At 74.8% G+C, this 16,929-nt stretch carries 20 protein-coding genes and 1 pseudogene; 7 read left to right on the forward strand and 14 right to left on the reverse strand.

The features are described from left to right. A partial coding sequence (locus B0E53_RS19840; protein WP_146167712.1) for an ATP-binding protein occupies positions 1-442 on the forward strand: 442 nt, incomplete at its 5' end. On the opposite strand, the gene B0E53_RS19845 is transcribed toward B0E53_RS19840, so the two are convergent. The 3 genes from B0E53_RS19845 to B0E53_RS19855 all read right to left on the reverse strand — a co-directional run bounded on the left by B0E53_RS19845 (position 392) and on the right by B0E53_RS19855 (position 4,693). Further along, on the reverse strand, positions 392-1,687 hold the full coding sequence (locus B0E53_RS19845) for a cation:proton antiporter (protein ID WP_107077440.1): 1,296 nt from the start codon (positions 1,685-1,687) through the stop codon (positions 392-394). The genes B0E53_RS19840 and B0E53_RS19845 overlap by 51 nt on opposite strands. Before the next feature lie 64 nt (positions 1,688-1,751). Beyond that, positions 1,752-2,513 carry an HAD family hydrolase gene (locus tag B0E53_RS19850; RefSeq protein ID WP_107077441.1) on the reverse strand — a complete coding sequence of 254 codons (762 nt, stop codon included), beginning with the start codon at positions 2,511-2,513 and terminating at the stop codon, positions 1,752-1,754. 41 nt (positions 2,514-2,554) lie between these two features. Beyond that, the gene (locus tag B0E53_RS19855; protein ID WP_107077442.1) at positions 2,555-4,693 is read right to left on the reverse strand and encodes a SpoIIE family protein phosphatase; all 2,139 of its coding nucleotides are present in this window, start codon (positions 4,691-4,693) and stop codon (positions 2,555-2,557) included. Positions 4,694-4,893: 200 nt separating this feature from the next. On the opposite strand from B0E53_RS19855, the gene B0E53_RS19860 reads away from it, so the two are divergent. Then, complete coding sequence (locus tag B0E53_RS19860; RefSeq protein ID WP_107077443.1) at positions 4,894-5,757, forward strand: hypothetical protein; 864 nt, start codon at positions 4,894-4,896, stop codon at positions 5,755-5,757. A gap of 58 nt (positions 5,758-5,815) precedes the next feature. On the opposite strand, the gene B0E53_RS19865 is transcribed toward B0E53_RS19860, so the two are convergent. After that, entirely contained in the window at positions 5,816-6,181 is a 366-nt protein-coding gene (locus tag B0E53_RS19865) for a DUF6401 family natural product biosynthesis protein (protein ID WP_107077444.1), read from the reverse strand. A gap of 164 nt (positions 6,182-6,345) precedes the next feature. On the opposite strand from B0E53_RS19865, the gene B0E53_RS19870 reads away from it, so the two are divergent. After that, entirely contained in the window at positions 6,346-6,792 is a 447-nt protein-coding gene (locus B0E53_RS19870; protein WP_107077445.1) for a hypothetical protein, read from the forward strand. Here B0E53_RS19870 and B0E53_RS19875 read toward each other — a convergent pair whose 3' ends face one another. Continuing rightward, the gene (locus tag B0E53_RS19875; RefSeq protein WP_107077446.1) at positions 6,793-7,005 is read right to left on the reverse strand and encodes a hypothetical protein; all 213 of its coding nucleotides are present in this window, start codon (positions 7,003-7,005) and stop codon (positions 6,793-6,795) included. 178 nt (positions 7,006-7,183) lie between these two features. Between B0E53_RS19875 and B0E53_RS19880 the strand changes: the two genes are divergently transcribed. Next, entirely contained in the window at positions 7,184-8,413 is a 1,230-nt protein-coding gene (locus B0E53_RS19880) for an MFS transporter (protein ID WP_246835500.1), read from the forward strand. A gap of 48 nt (positions 8,414-8,461) precedes the next feature. Here B0E53_RS19880 and B0E53_RS19885 read toward each other — a convergent pair whose 3' ends face one another. The 4 genes from B0E53_RS19885 to B0E53_RS19900 form a co-directional block, all read right to left on the reverse strand. Then, positions 8,462-8,725, reverse strand: a complete 264-nt coding sequence (locus B0E53_RS19885) for a hypothetical protein (RefSeq protein ID WP_107077448.1) — start codon at positions 8,723-8,725, stop codon at positions 8,462-8,464. A gap of 105 nt (positions 8,726-8,830) precedes the next feature. Next, entirely contained in the window at positions 8,831-9,292 is a 462-nt protein-coding gene (locus tag B0E53_RS19890; protein WP_107077449.1) for an SRPBCC family protein, read from the reverse strand. A gap of 53 nt (positions 9,293-9,345) precedes the next feature. Further along, on the reverse strand, positions 9,346-9,762 hold the full coding sequence (locus B0E53_RS19895; RefSeq protein ID WP_107077450.1) for a DUF2795 domain-containing protein: 417 nt from the start codon (positions 9,760-9,762) through the stop codon (positions 9,346-9,348). An 85-nt stretch (positions 9,763-9,847) separates the two neighbouring features. Beyond that, positions 9,848-10,825 (reverse strand): YihY/virulence factor BrkB family protein, encoded by a 978-nt coding sequence (locus tag B0E53_RS19900; protein ID WP_107077451.1) that lies wholly within the window; start codon positions 10,823-10,825, stop codon positions 9,848-9,850. Between the two features lie 144 nt (positions 10,826-10,969). Here B0E53_RS19900 and B0E53_RS19905 point away from each other — a divergent pair, with 144 nt between their 5' ends. Continuing rightward, entirely contained in the window at positions 10,970-11,374 is a 405-nt protein-coding gene (locus B0E53_RS19905) for a ChaB family protein (protein WP_091310160.1), read from the forward strand. 60 nt (positions 11,375-11,434) lie between these two features. Here B0E53_RS19905 and B0E53_RS19910 read toward each other — a convergent pair whose 3' ends face one another. Continuing rightward, positions 11,435-12,868 (reverse strand): aldehyde dehydrogenase family protein, encoded by a 1,434-nt coding sequence (locus B0E53_RS19910; protein ID WP_107077452.1) that lies wholly within the window; start codon positions 12,866-12,868, stop codon positions 11,435-11,437. A gap of 72 nt (positions 12,869-12,940) precedes the next feature. On the opposite strand from B0E53_RS19910, the gene B0E53_RS19915 reads away from it, so the two are divergent. Further along, complete coding sequence (locus B0E53_RS19915) at positions 12,941-14,533, forward strand: NAD(P)/FAD-dependent oxidoreductase (RefSeq protein WP_107077453.1); 1,593 nt, start codon at positions 12,941-12,943, stop codon at positions 14,531-14,533. 99 nt (positions 14,534-14,632) lie between these two features. On the opposite strand, the gene B0E53_RS19920 is transcribed toward B0E53_RS19915, so the two are convergent. The 4 genes and pseudogenes from B0E53_RS19920 to B0E53_RS19930 form a co-directional block, all read right to left on the reverse strand. Then, positions 14,633-15,400, reverse strand: coding sequence for a polyprenol monophosphomannose synthase (locus B0E53_RS19920; protein ID WP_107077454.1), 768 nt, complete (start codon positions 15,398-15,400; stop codon positions 14,633-14,635). Positions 15,401-15,514: 114 nt separating this feature from the next. Then, positions 15,515-15,643 (reverse strand): hypothetical protein, encoded by a 129-nt coding sequence (locus B0E53_RS40155; RefSeq protein WP_281492878.1) that lies wholly within the window; start codon positions 15,641-15,643, stop codon positions 15,515-15,517. Positions 15,644-15,680: 37 nt separating this feature from the next. Next, positions 15,681-15,830, reverse strand: a pseudogene (locus tag B0E53_RS40160) (SDR family NAD(P)-dependent oxidoreductase); the annotation flags it as partial. Continuing rightward, the gene (locus B0E53_RS19930) at positions 15,827-16,264 is read right to left on the reverse strand and encodes an SRPBCC family protein (RefSeq protein ID WP_348639668.1); all 438 of its coding nucleotides are present in this window, start codon (positions 16,262-16,264) and stop codon (positions 15,827-15,829) included. The gene B0E53_RS19930 and the pseudogene B0E53_RS40160, both read right to left, overlap by 4 nt. A gap of 264 nt (positions 16,265-16,528) precedes the next feature. Between B0E53_RS19930 and B0E53_RS19935 the strand changes: the two genes are divergently transcribed. Beyond that, the coding region (locus tag B0E53_RS19935; protein ID WP_246835502.1) for an HAD-IIIA family hydrolase at positions 16,529-16,929 on the forward strand (401 nt) is incomplete at its 3' end.

Here is a 16,929-nt window from a genome sequence, read left to right on the forward strand (position 1 = left end):
GCACACCGAACCGGTGCGGCCCGACCGGCTCGGGGCGCTGCGCGCGGCGGTCGCCGCCGTCGCCGAGGCCGCCGGCCTCGCCGCGGAACGGGTCGACGACCTGCGGATCGCCGTCACGGAGCTGGCCTCCAACGCGCTCAGCCACGGCACCGGACCGGCGGTCGCGCGGTGCTGGGCCGTCGCCGGCGAACTGGTCTGCGAGGTGAGCGGCCCGGGTGAGCTGGCCGACCCGCTGGCCGGCCGGATCCCGCCGCCGGTGGGCAGCGTGCGCGGCCGGGGGCTGCTGCTGGTGCACCGGCTCTGCGACCTGGTGGACGTGCACGTCGCCGCCGGGGTGACCACCGTGCGGCTGCGCCTGGAGCTGCCGGCCGCCCGGGTGCCCGTGCCGCGGTCAGCCCCGGACGCCGCCCAGGGCGGGTTCGTCCGCCCGGCCCCGCTCTGAGGCGTCCCGGGTCCGCTCGCCCGCGCGGTCCAGCAACTGCATGACCGGGGTGGCGGCGATCCCGTGCACCACCACCGAGACCACCACCACCAGGCCGACCGTGGCCCAGAGCAGCTCGGCCTGCGGGAAGTCCGTCCTGCTGGTGGCGTACGCCAGGTAGTAGAACGAGCCGACGCCGCGGATGCCGAACAGCGAGATCACCCAGTGCTCGGCCGGCCGGCCGGGCGCGCCGCGCAGCGACAGCCAGCCCGCCAGCGGCCGGATCACGAGGACCAGGGCCAGCCCGACCAGGGCCGCCGGCCAGGTCAGCGGGGCCAGCATGCCGCCGATCACCGCACCGCCGAGGAGCAGCAGCAACAGCACGGTGAGCAGCCGCTCGACCTGCTCGGCGAAGTCGTGCAGCACGGAGTGGAACTCGTGGGTGCGCTCCGCGGCCCGGATCGCCCGGGCGGCCACGAACACGGCCAGGAAGCCGTACCCGCCGACCACCTCGACCAGCCCGTACGCCAGGAAGGTCGCGGCGAGGGCCAGGAAGCCCTCGGCGTGCCGGGCCAGCCGCAGCTCGCTCGGGGCCCGGAAGAACAGCTTGCCGAGCAGCCAGCCGACGAGCAGCCCGCCGCCCACCCCGACGGCCAGCTTGTAGAGCACGTCGACGGCGAGCCAGTGGGCCAGCCAGTCCGCCGGGGCGAGGCTGGTGGTGGCGATCGCGATGGCCGCGTACACGAAGGGGAAGGCCAGGCCGTCGTTCAGCCCGGCCTCCGAGGTGAGCGCGAAGCGCACCTCGTCCTCCGAGTCCTCCACGTCGGTCGGCTCGCCCACCTGCACGTCCGAGGCGAGCACCGGGTCGGTCGGGGCGAGCGCGGCGCCCAGCAGCAGCGCCGCGGCCGGCACCAGGCCGGCCCACCACCAGCCGAGCAGCGCCACCGCGGCGATGCACAGCGGCATGGCGACGGCCAGCAGCCGCCAGGTCGACGACCAGCGCGCCCAGCTCAACGGCCGGTCGATCTTGAGGCCGGCGCCCATCAGCGCGACGATCACGCCGACCTCGGTGAGGTGGGTGGTCAGCTCCGGCCAGCGCAACGGGTCCGGGGTCGGCAGCCCGGTGGGCAGCAGGAAGACCAGCATGCCGAGGCTGAGGAACGCGATCGGCATCGACAGCGGCCGGCGCTCCAGCACCCGGGGCAGGATCCCCGCCAGCAGGGCACCGATGCCCACCAGGGCGAACGCGACATCGACCGGTTCCACGGCACCACCCCTCCGCCGCCCACGGTGCGGGCAGGTGGTCACCAGTGCCCCGTGGAGGAGGGGACTATGCCTCGGTGTCTGTCTTCTCCCCGGTGGGACCGATCACCGTCTCGCCGGCCCGGCGCGGGGCGCGAACCGATCTCGTCGGATCGGTGAGCGCGGCGATCGCGCTGTCGGCGAGACCGTCCAGCAGGGCGGCCGGGTCGTCGTAGACCGCCACCGCGCCCGAGCCGGCCAGCTCGCCGCGGCTGGTGCCGCCGCAGGTGAGGCCGATGCAGGGAACGTTCAGCTTGCCGGCGGCGGCCACGTCCCAGACCGAGTCGCCGACGAACACCACCCGCTCGGCGGTCAGTCCCGACTGGGCCAGCGCCGCCTCCAGGATGTCCGGCGCCGGCTTGCTCTCCGCCGCGTCCGCCGAGGAGGTCACCGTGTCGATCACGTCGTCCGCGTCGAGGGCGGCCCGCAGGGCGGCCACCTCGTGCTCGGCCGCCGAGGTGGCCAGCACCACCCGCAGCCCCCGGGCGGCGCAGGCGCGCAGCAGGTCCACGGCCCGGGGCAGCGGCGCCAGCCGCTCCCAGTACTCGGCGTACAGCGCGTCGTGCGTGTCCCGCAGCTTGCCGTCCGCGTCCCGGTCCCGCTCCGCGCCGAGCAGGTGGTCGAGGAGCTTGTCCGAACCCATCCCGATGGCCCGGTGGATCCGCGCCATCGGCACCCGGTGGTCACCCTGGCGGAGCGCCTCCCACCAGCTCACCGTGTGCAGGTACGTGGTGTCGACCAGGGTGCCGTCCACGTCGAAGAGGACACCGCAGCGGTTGTCGTCAGGCATGGCTCCCCTTCTACCCGCCCGGGTCCGCGCCGACGCGCGACTCACCCGGCGGGGATGAGGATTTCGAACCAGACCGTCGAGCCACGCACCGTCGGGTCGGTGCCCCAGGCGTCGCTCAGCTCCTCGATCAGCCCCAGCCCGCGCCCGCGGCTGCTCAGCGTGTCGGTCTGTGTCCGGGTCACCTGCCCGCGGGTGCCGGAGTCGGCGACCGAGACCAGCAGCCGCTCCGCGCTCAGGTCAATCTCCACCCGGGCGGCGGTGCCGGCGTGCAGCAGGGCGTTGGTGGTCAGCTCGCTGGTGCAGAGCACCGCCGCGCCGACCACCGCCTCGGGCACCCGCCAGTCGGTGAGCTGGGCGGTCAGCCAGTGCCGGACCCGGCTCGGCGCGGTCGGCTCGGCCGGCACCTCCATGCTGGCCGACCGGCTCGGCTTGACCGCGTGCTCGACGGCCAGGACGGCCACGTCGTCCTCGGTGGCGCCCGGCACGGCAGCGCTCGCCACCGCGCAGAGCGCCCGCGGGTCGCCGCTGGTCGCGGCGGTCACCGCCGCGCCCAGGCCCGCCAGCCCGGCGCCCAGATCCTGCCAGCGCCGCTCCACCACCCCGTCGCTGAACAGCAGCAGGGTGTCGCCGGGGCGGAACGGCACGGTGACCGTCCGCGGCCGGCAGCCCAGGCCCAGCGGCGGCGCGGGCGGCACCTCGACGTACTCGGCGACCGGCTGGCCATCGGCCGGGCACCGCCGGATCAGTGGCGCGGGGTGTCCGGCGCTGGCCAGGGTGATCCGCTCCCGGTCGGCCTCGATCACCCCGAACACCACGGTCACGAAGAGCTCGTGGGTGCCGCCCTCGGTGCCCAGGCTGGCCACCAGCCGGTCCAGGCCGCCGAGCACCGCGTCCGGCCGGGGGTCGGAGAGGGCCAGCGCGCGCAGCGCGGCGCGTACCTGGCCCATCCGGGCGGCGGCCTGCACGTCGTGCCCGGCCACGTCGCCGAGCACCACGCCGAGCGCGCCGGTGGGTAGCACGAACGCGTCGTAGAAGTCGCCGCCGGCGGCGTTGCCGTCGACGCCGGGGTCGTACCGGGCGGCGATCCGCAGCCGGGGCAGGTCGGGCAGCTGCTCCGGGAGCATGCTGCGTTGCAGCAGCTGGGCGGTGCCGTGCTGGGTCTCGAAGCGGCGGGCCCGCTCGGCGGCCTGGCCGACCAGCTCCGCCGAGGCGGCGAGCAACGCCCGTTCCGCGGGCGACCAGGGGTGCGCGGCCTGGTAGCCGACGGTCAGCGCGCCGCGGATCACCGTCGAGCGCAGCGGCAGCGAGGCGAGCGCCCGGATCTTCTGGTCGTGCCGGTCGGCCGCGGTGTCCCGCAGCGGTTGGCCGTCGGCGACGAAGGACGGCACGCCGCTGCGCGCGGTCACCACGATCGGGATCGCCGAGTCGGCGGGCATCCGCCGCCACAGCGGGGGCAGCCGCTCGTCGGCCTCGTCCAGCAGTTCACCCCGGACCCGGCGGACCATCCGCCAGGCGGAGCCCTCGTCGACCACGAACGAGACCCGGTCGGCGTCGAAGGAGTGCAGGCAGTACCGCAGCGTGACCCGGGCGACGTCGTCCAGGGTGAGGGTGCCGGAGAGCGCGGCCGCGAAGTCGCTGAGGCTCTGCAACTGCTGGGTGACCTGGGTGGTCTGGGCGGCCACGGTGAGCACGCCGATGATCCGGCCGGTGGAGTCGCGGACGGGGGAGTAGCCGCGGGTGAACACCGCCGGCTCGGCGGGACCGGCCCGGTGCCGGTCGACCGGCAGCACCGCCTCCCGCTCCAGGTAGGGCTCGCCCCGCCGGTAGACCCGGGTGACCACCTCGCCAGCGGCGGGGTCGTGCCAGAGGTCGGCGAACACCTCGGCCGCCGGCCGGCCGAGTGCGGCCGGGTGCCGTTCGCCGATCAGCTCCGCGTACCCGTCGTTGTAGAGCAGGACCAGGTCCTCGCCGTAGAGCAGGGCCATCGGCACCGGCGAGGCCAGCACCAGGTCGACCACGGCGCGGACCGCCGGGTCCCAGCCCGCGGGCGCGCCGAGCGCCGTGTCCGCCCACGGGTGGGCCAGGACGGCGGCGGCCGCGGACCCGGTGGCGTCCGGTCCGGCGGGCGCTCCCGGGGTGGGGGCTGATGGCGAGGGGACCCGCCCGACGGTGCCTGGCATGACCGCAGCCTAACCGGAGCCTGGCGGTCAGGTTTCGATCACGCGCCCGCGTCGGCCGGCGGCCGGCATCGGCACGGCTGTTAGGGCAGGTCAGGGCCGGTTCGGACGGGCATGTCGGGAAATTGCCCCGGGTCGGCTCGGCGTGCTGCCGAAACCACCGGGTATGCGGGCGGCGCAGTTCACGCGACAGGAGGGACAACATGCCGAAAACCCTCGCGGTCGGGCAGGCCGACATCGGTGACGCCCTGACCGATTTCTGGAGGTCGGTGCTGCTCTTCATCCCGAGGGCCATCGCGTTCATCGCGATCCTCGTGGTGGGTTGGCTCATCGCCCGAGCCGTCCTCAAAATCGTGGACGCGGCACTGGAACGGGTGGGGTTCGACCGCGCCGTCGAACGTGGCGGCGTCAAACGCGCGCTCGAACGCACCAGGTACGACGCAAGCGACATCCTGGCCAAGTTGGCCTACTACGCGGTCCTGCTGTTCACCCTGCAGTTCGCCTTCGGGGTGTGGGGACCCAACGCGATCAGTGACCTGATCCGTGGCGTCGTCTCGTGGCTGCCACGGGCCTTCGTGGCGATCGTCATCGTGGTCATCGCCGCGGCCATCGCCAACGCGGTGCGGGAGCTGGTCTCGGGTGCGCTCGGCGGGCTCTCGTACGGCCGCGTGCTGGCCGACGTGGCGGCGGTCTTCATCCTGGCGCTCGGCGTGATCGCCGCGCTGAACCAGGTGGGCATCGCCACCACGGTCACCACACCGGTGCTCATCGCGTTCCTCGGCACGATCGCCGGGATCCTGGTGGTCGGTGTGGGCGGTGGTCTGATCAAGCCGATGCAGGCCCGCTGGGACGGGTGGCTCAACCGGGTCGCCGAGGAGTCCCGGGCGTTCAAGGAGCAGCGCCAGGCGCAGGGCGCCGGTCGCAGCGACTACGAGCGGCAGATGGCCGATCGGGGCGGCCAGCCCAGCCCGGCCATGCCGCAGTCGTCGATGTCCGGCGCGCAGGGCACGTACCAATCCGGCAGCACGGGTGACGAGACCCAGCAGTTCCGCCGGCCGAACGGCTGAGGAGGAACGGGGCGACGAGGGTGTCCGCGGGGCGATCGCGGGCACCCTCCGCCGTGTCTCAGGCCAGGTCGCGGGGGTCCAGCGCGCGGGTCAGCAGGCAGACCGCGAGCAGGCGGGTGAGCAGCCAGTCCGGCTCAGACCAGTCGATGGGCTCGACCGGCGGCTGCCAGCCGTGCTGCTCCCGCGCCGCGTCCCGCATCCCCTCGGCGTACCCGGCGAGCGCCGCCACGGTCAGCGGGCGGCGGTCGCCGTGCAGGCTGTCGCGGACGGCGGCGGCGTGCTGGTCGACCGCGGCGAGCAGGCCGGGGTTGGCGGCGGCCGCGGCGAGACCGGCGGTGCCGACGACGGCGGTGAGCGTGGTGAGACTGGACCTCGCGGCCACCGCCGCGGAACGGGTCGCCACCCGGTTGTTCGGCACACGCATGGTGACCGAGGCTAGCCGCGCCGCGAGCGGGGCAACCTCGGCCGACCGGCCGATGGCCGGGTCGTCCGGCTGATGCCGGCCCCCGCCCAGGGGGATTGAGCCGTGCGTCCGGGGGCAGAAGGGAAACCGCGCAGACCGCGCAGCCGACCCCGCGGAGGAACGGAATGGGACAGCAGGCGGACGGACCGGACCGGGCACACCGCCGGCCGGCCGGCGTGACTGACGCCACGGTCGAGGCCCTGGGCAAGCTCAGCGAGGCCCTGGAGTGCGTCGAGCGGGCGCGCGGGCACCTCTACTCGCTGCACCAGCTGATCGGGCACGCCGACCTGATGCTCGACGACGCCGTGGCGCTGTTCCGCTCCGCCGGGCACCCGCAGCTCGCCGAGCGGATCGAGGGGGAACTGCTCGGCCGCAACGTCATCGCGGGCCGCTGGACCTTCCAGATCGTCGAGGACTTCGACGACGGGTACTACGCGCTCTTCCGGGAGCTGGACCGGCAGGCCCGCGACGAGCTGGTGGACGGCCGGCGGCACCTCTACGAGGCGGAGATGAAGGAACGCCGTCGCAGCCCGGGACGGCCGGGGCACGAGGCGCGTCCGGCCGAGGACTGATCAGTCGGAGGAGCGGGCCTGGGCCGGCTGGCGGCGTACGCCGTCGTCGGCGATGATCACGGTCGCCACCATGAGCGCCACCACGAGGCTGAACAGCCAGGAGCTGTCGTCGACCAGCTTGGCGGCGACGGGCGCCTGGATCGCGGCGAGCAGGAAGCCGAGCCACGCCAGGCGGCGCTGACGCTGGGAGAGGAAACCGGAGCCCTGTTGCATCCCGAAAGTCTTGCGCGGGACAGGGGCATCGCCGTCAGCCGTTCGGCCGATTCTAGATGGGCTGTCCGTTTTCTCGACCGTCCGTATCGCACTTTTTGTCGTTTCGGCTGAGCGCGGCCCGCACCGGCGGACCGCCCGGCCAACCGCCCCGGGCGCGGGCTGGGCAAGATGGGTCCTCGTGTCCCGCGCCCCCGCTCCGCCCCGCCCCGCCCTGCTGCTCCTGGCCTACCTCGCCTTCGTCAGCCTCGGCCTGCCCGACGGCCTCATCGGGGTCGGCTGGCCCTCCATCCGGCGGGACCTGGACGTGCCGACCGAGGCGGTCGGGGTGGTCCTCACGGCGGGCACCGTGGCCTACCTGACCTCCAGCGTGCTCGCCGGGTTCACCCTGGCCCGGCTCGGCGTCGGCTGGCTGCTCGCCGGCAGCACCCTGCTGGCCGGCGTCGCCCTCACCGGCTACGCGAGCACCCCCGCGCTCGCCGTCATGGTGGGCTTCGCGCTGGTGCTCGGGCTCGGCTCCGGGGCGATCGACGCGGGGCTCAACGCGTACGCGGCCGCCGCCTTCGGCCCCCGGCACATGAACTGGATGCACGCGTTCTTCGGCCTGGGCGTGGCGATCGGTCCGCTGATCATGACCGCGGTGCTCGGCGCCGGCCTGAGCTGGCGCTGGGGGTACGCCGTGGTGGCCGCCGCCCAGCTCGCCCTGGCCACCGCGTTCGCGCTCACCGTGCGGCTCTGGCGTGGCGGCCCGCCGGCCGGCGCGACCCGGCCGCCCGACCCGATCGCCCCGCAGGTGGTGCCCGGCAAGCCCGCCGGGGCCGCGCGCCGGAACTCCATCGGCGCGACCTTGCGGCTGCCGGCCGTCTGGCTCGGCGGGGCCGCGTTCGCCATCTACGTGGCGATCGAGGTGTCCACCGGGCTCTGGGCGTTCCTGCTGCTCACCGAGGGGCGAGGGCTCGCCGCGGCGGTCGCCGGGCTCTGCGTCTCCGGCTACTGGGGCAGCCTGTTCGTGGGACGGGTGGTGCAGGGAGTGGTCGCGGAGCGACTCGGCACTGCCCGAGTGCTGCGCGGCAGCCTGCTCGGCATGGCCGGGGGAGCGGTCCTGATCGCGCTGCCCGCACCGGGCTGGGTGACCGTGGCCGGCCTGCTGGTGGTGGGCTTCGCGGCGGCGCCGGTCTTCCCGCTGCTCACCCTGACCACGGCGGAACGGGTGGGCCGCGACCACGCGGACCGGACCATCGGCCTGCAGATCGGCGCGGCCGGCCTGGGCGCCGCCCTGGTGCCCGCCGCGGTCGGGGTGCTGCTGGCCCGGGTGTCGGTGGCCGCGCTCGGCCCGACGCTGGTGGTGCTCGCGGTCACCCTCATCGCCCTGTACGCCGTCGGCGACCGCCGCGCCCGCCCGGCGTCCTGACCGACCTCCGCGCCCCGGGCCGCGCCCGCACCGGCCCGGGGGACGGGCTCACATGCTGTCCGGGCCGGTCCGGCCGGTCGTGGACGGCCGGTACGCCCGGTCCGCGTCGGTCATCTCCCGCCGCTCGGCCTCCGGGCCGGCGCCCCGGTCCACCGCCTCCGGCCCGTGGCCGAACGCGGCCTCCTCGCCGGCGTCGTTGCCGGTGGCGTCGTCGGCCTGCCCGTCGAGGGTCGACCGGGCGATCGCCTTGTCCAGCTCGTGCAGGGGAGTGCGTTCCTCGTCGCGCCACACGTGGCTGTCGTTGTCGGTCATTCCCCTGCGGTACCCGGGCCGGATGATCGCAAACGGCCCCGGACGCGGCGATGGCCGCCGGAGCGCCGGCGGCCATCGGGGTTCGCGTACCGGGGGGCGGCGACGTCAGGGGGTCGGCCGGTCGACCTTGCCGCGCCAGGCGCCGGTCTCCTGACCGCGCCGCTCGATGTACTGCTTGAACCGCGCCAGGTCGCCCTTGGTCCGGCGGTCCACCACGCCCAGCTTGTCGCCGGCCTTCTCGACCACTCCGTGCGGCTCGAACTCCATCTGCAGGGTGACCCGGGTGTTCCCCTCGTCCAGGCGGTGGAAGGTCACCACGCCGGCCTGCTGGGTGCCCCCGGTGGAGTGCCAGGCCACCCGCTCGTCCGGCAACTGCTCGGTGATCTCGGCGTCGAACTCGCGCTTCACGCCGGCGATCTCCACCGTCCAGTGGGTCATCGTGTCGGAGAGCTGCCGGACCTCCTGGACACCCTCCATGAAGTGCGGAAACTCCTCGAACTGCGTCCACTGGTCGTACGCGGTGCGGATCGGGACGGACACGTCCACGTGTTCCATAACGCCGCTCATCAGTGTTCCTCCTGTCCCGCCGGTGTCTGTTCGCGGACCGTGGGCCGGTCCGCTCACCAGCGCGTCGTCTCGTTCTTGTGCCCGAGCGCGGCCCACACCTCGGAAACCGTCTGGTAGCGGGTGCCCTCCGGCAGTCCCTCCAGGGCGGCGATGATGTCGGCGGGCGCCTGGTTCTCCCGCGCGTTGGCCACCAGCGTGTCGCGGTCGCCGGGCAGGGCGGTCATGGTGATGAACCGGCCGAGCCGACTGCGCGCCTCGACGTCGTCCATGCTCATTCCCTGCGGGTTGCCGCCGCGGCTGGCGCCGGCCGTGAGCGTCTTCGGCTCCGGCTGGTCCTCGCCCGCCGGCTCCGGCTGGCGGTACTCCTCGACGCGGGAGCCACCGGCCCCCGGCCCCTGGACCAGGCCGCTGACCTCCTGGCTCATGTTCTCGTCAACCCTGGGCGAGTGCTTGCTGCTGACTCGTTCCATGCCGACAGACATGCCCGAGGGGGCCGCCGGTAAACCGACGGCGGCCCGCCGATCCGGTCATCCACCCCGAACCGGGCCAAGCCGGTCAGGAATCCGGCGTCGCGCGGGGCGCCAGAACCGGCTCGTCCGGGTGCTCGACGCCGGCCTGCATCATCCGCCCCCGCTGGAGTTCCGCGTTGACCTGCACGCCCAGCATGAGCGCGCAGTTCGACAGGTACAGCCACACCAGAAAGGCGATGACCGCCCCCAGGCTGCCGTAGGTCACGTCGTACGAGCCGAAGTTGGCCACGTAGAGGCCGAAGCCGAAGGAGGCGAGCACCCAGGCCAGCAGGGCCAGCGCCCCACCCGGGGTGAGCCAGCGGAACCGGGGCTGCCGGACGTTCGGGGCGATCCAGAACAGCAGCGACAGCAGGGTCATCGCCACCAGCGCCAGCAGCGGCCACTTCGCCACCGTCCACACCGTGCGGGTCAGCCCGCCGGCGTGCAGCCGGTCGCCCACGAAGTCGGTGACCGGGCCGCTGACGATCAGCCCCACGGCCACCACGGCGAGCAGCACCAGCGACACCCCGGCGAGCCCGATCTGCACCGGCCGCAGCCGGTAGAACGGCCGCCCCTCCTCGACGCCGTAGATCGCGTTGGAGGCCCGGGTGAACGCCCCGATGAACCCGGACGCCGACCAGAGCGCGCCGAGCAGACCGAAGCTCAGCAGCACCTTCGCCGGGCCCTGCTGTTCCACCACGTTGCGTACCACGGTGCCGAAGGCGTCGTTGCCGACCACCGAACCGGCGCCGATCTCCCGGGCCAGGTCGATCACGGTGTCCACCGTGCGCGGCCCGTCGGAGACCAGCCCGACCAGGGCGACCACCACGATGGTCGAGGGGAAGAGCGCCAGCACCCCGTAGTAGGTGAGCGCGGCGGCCCAGTCGGCGCAGTTGTCCTTGACGAAGTTGCGCCCGCTGCGGACCAGCACCCCGCGCCAGGTCGCCCAGCTCAACTGGCGTACCCGGCGGGGGATCCGGGCCCGCTGCCGGCCGCCGGCCGCCGCATCCGTCGTCGCCGCCATGACCGCCTCCTCCGCGCACCGGGCGCACCTCCGGCACGTGGCCCCGCCGGTACCCGGTGGGGGAAATCGACAAACCGGGTGCCGGTTTGCGATCCGGGGCGGCGGGAACGGATACAGGATCACACGCAGACGGAGGAGGACGAGATGCCCGGGCGCGAGGTACTGCCCAGCACGCTGCGGCGCTCCCCGGCGAAGGCGCAGCGGACCTGGGAGAAGACGCACGACTCGGCGGTCGAGACGTACGGCGAGGGGGAGCGGGCGCACCGCACCGCCTTCGCCGCGGTGAAGCACGAGTTCGAGAAGGTCGGCGACCACTGGGAGCCGAAGGGACGCAAGGGCCCGAGCGACCGGCAGGCGGCCGGCGGCGGCCCCGCCCGGCGGGCCCCCACGGCCGCTGGCGTGGACGCCAACGCCAAGAAGGAGCACCTCATGGAGGTGGCCAAGAAGCTCGACGTGCCGGGCCGGTCCCGGATGACCAAGCCGGAACTGGTCAAGGCGATCGAGAAGGCGAACGACAAGGCCACCCGCGAGGCGCGCGGCGGCCGCTGACCGGCCCGTGACGACACGGGAGCCCGGGACCGCGCAGGTCCCGGGCTCCCGTCGTGCCGCTCACCAGTGGCCGCCGCCCGGGGCCTCGATGTGCACCGCCTTCACCGCGCTGAACTCGTCGAGCAGCTCCGGGCCGTACCCGAAGCCCTGGCCGCTGCCGCGGCGCGGCTGCGCGGCGCCACCCGGCGCGCCCCCGAACACCGCGTTGACCTTGACGGTGCCCACGGGCAGCTCCCGCCAGGCCCGGTGGGCGTGGCTCATCGAGCCGGTCAGCACCGTGGCGGCCAGCCCGTACGGGGAGTCGGCCGCGCAGCGCAGGCCCTCGCTGAACGAGTCGACCACGACCACCGGGGCGACCGGGCCGAAGGTCTCCTCGCGGACCAGCACCATCTCGTGCCGGCAGTCGCTGACCACCGTCGCCGGGTAGAAGGCGCCCGGCCCGTCCGGCACGGCGCCCCCGGTGCGCACCCGCGCCCCCTCGGCCACCGCCGCGGTGACCTGCCCGTGCACGTGGTCCCGGTGCCGCCGGTCGACCAGCGGCCCGAGCTGGGTCCCCGGGTCCCGACCCGGGCCCACGGTGAGCGCCTCGGCCCGCTCCACGAGGGCGTCGACGAAGTCCTCGGCCACGTCCCGGTGCACGTAGATCCGCTCCACCGCGACGCAGATCTGCCCGGCGTTGGCGAAGCAGCCCAGCGCCGCCTGCTCGGCCGCCCAGACCGGATCCACGCCCGCGTCCACCACGAGGGGGTCGCTGCCGCCGTTCTCCAGCAGCACCTTCGCGCCGGTGCGGGCGCCGGCGGCGGCGATGGCCCGGCCGGTGGCGGTGGAGCCGACGTGGGCCACCACGTCCACGTCCTGGCCGGCCAGCGCCGCGCCCACCTCGGCGCCACCGGTGAGCAGCGACAGCACCCCGGCCGGCAGCGCCTGGTCCAGGGCCCGGGCCAGCAGCCAGCCGGTCGCCGGGGTGCGCTCGCTCGGCTTGTACAGCACCACGTTGCCGGTGACCAGGGCCGCGCCGAGCAGGCCGCAGGAGACCGCCACCGGGTCGTTCCAGGGGGTGATCGCGGCGACCACGCCGCGCGGCTCGGGGGTCATGAAGTCCAGGGCGGACGGGGCGCCGTGCAGGGTGCGCCCGCCCCGCACCGGGCCGAGTTCGGCGTACTGTCGCAGCGTGCCGATCCCTGCCGCCACGCCACCGCGCGCGTCGTCCAGTGGCTTGCCCATCTCCGCCGTGGTGGCCTGCGCCAACTCGTCGGCGGCGGCCTCGACCGCGTCCGCCGCGCGGTGCAGCGCCGCCGCCCGTTCCGCCGGGGCCGTCGCCGCCCACTCCGCCGCCGCGCCGCGGGCCGCCTCGACCGCCTTGGCCACCTCGTCCGCCGTCGCCACCGGCACGGTGGTCACCGGGGAGCCGTCGGCCGGATCGTGTACGACCAGCTCGCCCCCCTCGCCACCGGCACCCCAGACTCCACCTATGAGCTGCGCAACCGTGTACATGCGGCAGTGGATGCCCCGACCCCGGCGAGGCAAACGCGTTTCGCCCGGTAACCGGCCGGGTAGGCGGCTCGGATGATTTCCACCGCGGACGCCGTTGTCATCGGGGCCGGGCACAACGGGCTGGTGGCCGCGAACCTGCTGGCCGACGCGGGCTGGGACGTGCTGGTGCTGGAGGCCACCCAGGTGCCCGGCGGGGCGGTGCGCTCCGCCGGGGTGACCGCCCCCGGCTACCTCAGTGACCTCTACAGCTCCTTCTACCCGCTCGGGTACGCCTCGCCGGTGCTGCGCGGCCTGGGCCTGGAGCGGTACGGGCTGTCCTGGACCAACTCCCCGGACGTGCTGGCCCACCTGCTTCCGGACGGCCGCGCGGCCGTGGTCAACCGGGACCTCGACGTCACCGCGGCCTCGCTGGAGGCGTTCGCCCCCGGCGACGGCGACCGCTGGCGGCACGCGTACGCGGACTGGTGCCAGGTGGCCGAGCCGATGCTCGACGTGATCACCAGTCCCTTCCCGCCGGTACGCGGCGGGCTGACCCTGCTGCGCCGGCTGAAGGTCTCCGGCGCGCTGCGGCTGGCCCGCCGGCTCGTGGTGCCGGTACGCAAGCTCGGCGACGAGCTCTTCGCCGGCGAGGGCGGTCCGGCGCTGCTGGCCGGCTGCGCCCTCCACACCGACCTGTCGCCCGAGGAGGCCGGTTCCGGCGTGTACGGCTGGCTGCTCGCCATGCTCGGCCAGCAGGTCGGCTGGCCGGTGCCGGTCGGCGGCGCGCAGCGGATCACCGACGCCCTGGTGGCCCGGCTGGTCGAGCGGGGCGGCCGCATCGAGTACGGAGCCCGGGTCGACCGGGTGCTCACCGCCCGGGGTCGGGCCGTGGGCGTGCGCACCGCCGGCGGCGCCGACTGGCGGGCCCGCCGGGCGGTGCTCGCCGACGTTCCCGCGCCGGCGCTCTACCTGGACCTGGTCGGTGCGGCGGCGCTGCCGCCCCGGCTGGTCGAGGACCTCGCGCACTTCAAGTGGGACGGCTCCACGCTCAAGGTGGACTGGGCGCTGTCGGCGCCGGTGCCGTGGAAGAACCGGGCGGTGGCCGGCGCGGGCACCGTGCACCTCGGCGCCGACCTGGACGGGCTCACCGCGTACGCGGGGGCGCTGGCCCGCGGCGAGCTGCCCCGGGACCCCTTCCTGCTGCTGGGGCAGATGTCGGTGGCCGACCCGAGCCACTCCCCACCGGGCACCGAGTCGCTCTGGTCGTACACCCACCTGCCGTTCCGCCGGAACTGGCGGGCCGAGGAGGTCGCCGGGCACGTGGAGCGGATGGAGGAGGTGCTGGAGGAGGCCGCACCGGGCTTCCGCTCGCTGATCGTCGGGCGGCACGTGGCCGGCCCGGCCGACCTGGAGGCCGCCGAGCCGAGCCTGGTCGGTGGCGCGCTGGGCGGGGGCACCGCGGCCGCGTACCAGCAGCTCTTCCTGCGGCCGATTCCCGGCCTGGGCCGCGCGGACACCCCGGTGGACCGGCTCTTCCTGGCCAGCGCCTCGGCGCACCCCGGCGGCGGGGTGCACGGCGCGCCCGGCGCGAACGCGGCCCGGGCCGCCCTGGCCCGCGACCGCCTACTCACCGGCGACCTGTACGCGGGCGTGATCGGCGCCGCGCACCGCACCGTCTACCGCTGACCCGAAGGTTCGGGGTTGTGGTGGCCCGACGACAAAGCCTCACGCTGCGTCATCATGACGCAGCGTGAGGCGAGTGTCCGTGCGGAAGGTGCCGGCGGGTCAGGTGTCCAGGTTGCGGTGCCGGGTGCGCAGCTTGAACGGCATCAGAGCGCTCTCGATCTTGGTGGCGGTGGTCATCTTCGAGGCGCCCTCGCGGCGCTCCTCGAAGCGGATCGGCACCTCCAGGATCGTGTGCCCCAGCTTGGTGGCCAGGTAGTGCATCTCCACCTGGAAGCTGTAGCCGTTGGACTGCACCCGCTGCAGGCCGATGTCGCGCAGCGCGTCGGCCCGCCAGATCTTGAACCCCGCGGTCAGGTCGCGGATCCGCACCCGCAGCAGCGTGTGCACGTACAGGTTGGCCCAGCCGCTGAGCGCGCGACGGTAGAGCGGCCAGTTCTCGTCCAGCTCGCCGCCCGGCACGTAGCGCGAGCCGATGACCACGCCGGCCTGGGTGGAGAGCAGCGCCCCGAGCATGCCGGGCAGCGCCTCCGGCGGGTGCGACAGGTCGGCGTCCATCTGCGCCACGTACTCGGCGCCGTCGTCCAGCGCCCGCCCGATGCCGTCCACGTACGCCCGGCCGAGGCCCTCCTTGCCCGGGCGGTGCACCACCATCACCCGGTCCGGGTGCTCGATGGCCAGCTTGTCCGCGACCTCACCGGTGCCGTCCGGGGAGTTGTCGTCCGCGACGAGCACCTTCAACGCCGGCAGCGGCAGCGCGAGGAGGCGCTCGACCACCGTCGGGAGGTTGCCCGCCTCGTTGTAGGTCGGAACGACGACGGTCAGGCGTGCGTCGCGCCACGGGGAGGGCAACTGCACGGGTTCGATCATCACGGACATCCTCGGTCGGCCGACAGGTTCACCTGAGAGGGTAGCCAGTCCTCTCCGCGCGGTCCGCACAGACGCCCGCCCGAGGATTCCGGACCGTCCGCCGGGGCGGGCGGGTCAGCGTAGCCGGCGGGCCAGCCCGCCTGCCGCCACCAGCAGCCCGCCGAGCGTCAGCGCGGACACGGCGGGCTTGTGCGCGCTCACCCAGAGTGCCGTCGAGTGCCGGCGGGCCTGGTCGGTGAACACCCCCTCGGCGCCCCTGACAGGTGCGCACCTCGGCGGCGCCGAGCCGGCGGCAGTCCCGCTCGGCGGCGGCCAGCCCGGCCGCGCCCCGGGCCAGCAGGGCCAGCCGCGCGCCACGCGCCGCGTACGCCCGGGCCACCGCACGCCCGACGCCCGCACTCGCCCCGGTGATCACCACCCGTTGGGTCACCGGTCCACCTTCTGCCGGGTGGCGATGTCGGAGAGCCGGCGCAACGTCTCCTTGTTCCGCTGGTGCAGCACCAGGTCGTTGAGCTTGTTCCGCACCCAGCGCAGCGGACCGGCGGCGAAGTCCTCACCGACGGTGACCCGGGTCCGGTCGCCGTCCAGCGGCTCCAGCCGGAACACCACGATCGCCTCGCCGGCCGGCCACAGCCCGGCCCGTACCACGAACCTGTGCGGGGCGTCGCACTCCAGCACCGTCGAGGTGTCCTCGAGGGAGAACGGCCACGGACCGGCCTTGTGGTGCAGCCGGCTGCCCACCCGGGGCCAGGTGTCGTCCACCTGCCGGACGTGCACCGTGCCCACCACCCAGTCGCTGTACGTCCACCCGTCGGCCAGCACGTCGAAAATCCGCTGCGGAGGCGCGTCGATCACTTTCTCCACAATCGCCACCGCAACCCCATACCCCCGCCCCGACCCCCGCTAACGGCGGCCGGGTTAGCTTCTCTCCGGTGGCGGGTAACGCCGGACCGGGCCGGCGGGAGCGGGGTGCGGACCGGCCGTGCGGCACCGGCGGAGGCGGCTCCGCCGAAGTTGATGTTTACTCCCCGGGGGGTCGGGAACCCGCCGCCCGTGCGACGGGACCACGAGCGGGATCAGTGCAGGTCAGCCCGGGTTGACCCGGGTGCTGACCGGTTCCCGTCCGGCCTGTACGACGCGGTGCTGCTGGACCGGGACGGCACGCTCGTCGAGGACGTGCCCTACAACGGCGACCCGGAGAAGGTCCGTCCGCTGCCCGGCGCCCGCGAGGCGCTGGACCGGCTGCGGGCGGCCGGGCTGCGCCTGGCCGTGGTGAGCAACCAGTCCGGCCTGGCCCGGGGCTGCTTCACGGCCGCCGACCTGCGCCGGGTCAACGCGCGGGTGGAGGAGCTGCTCGGGCCCTTCGACAGCTGGCAGATCTGCCCGCACGGCGAGCCGGACCGCTGCGCCTGCCGCAAGCCGGCCCCCGGGCTGGTGCACGCCGCGGCCCGGGCGCTCGGGACCACGCCGACCCGCTGTGTGCTGGTCGGCGACATCGGCGCCGACATGGCCGCCGCCGCGGCGGCCGG

This window comes from Micromonospora sp. MH33, assembly GCF_003013775.1.
In the GTDB taxonomy this organism is placed as follows: Bacteria; Actinomycetota; Actinomycetes; order Mycobacteriales; family Micromonosporaceae; genus Micromonospora; species Micromonospora fulviviridis.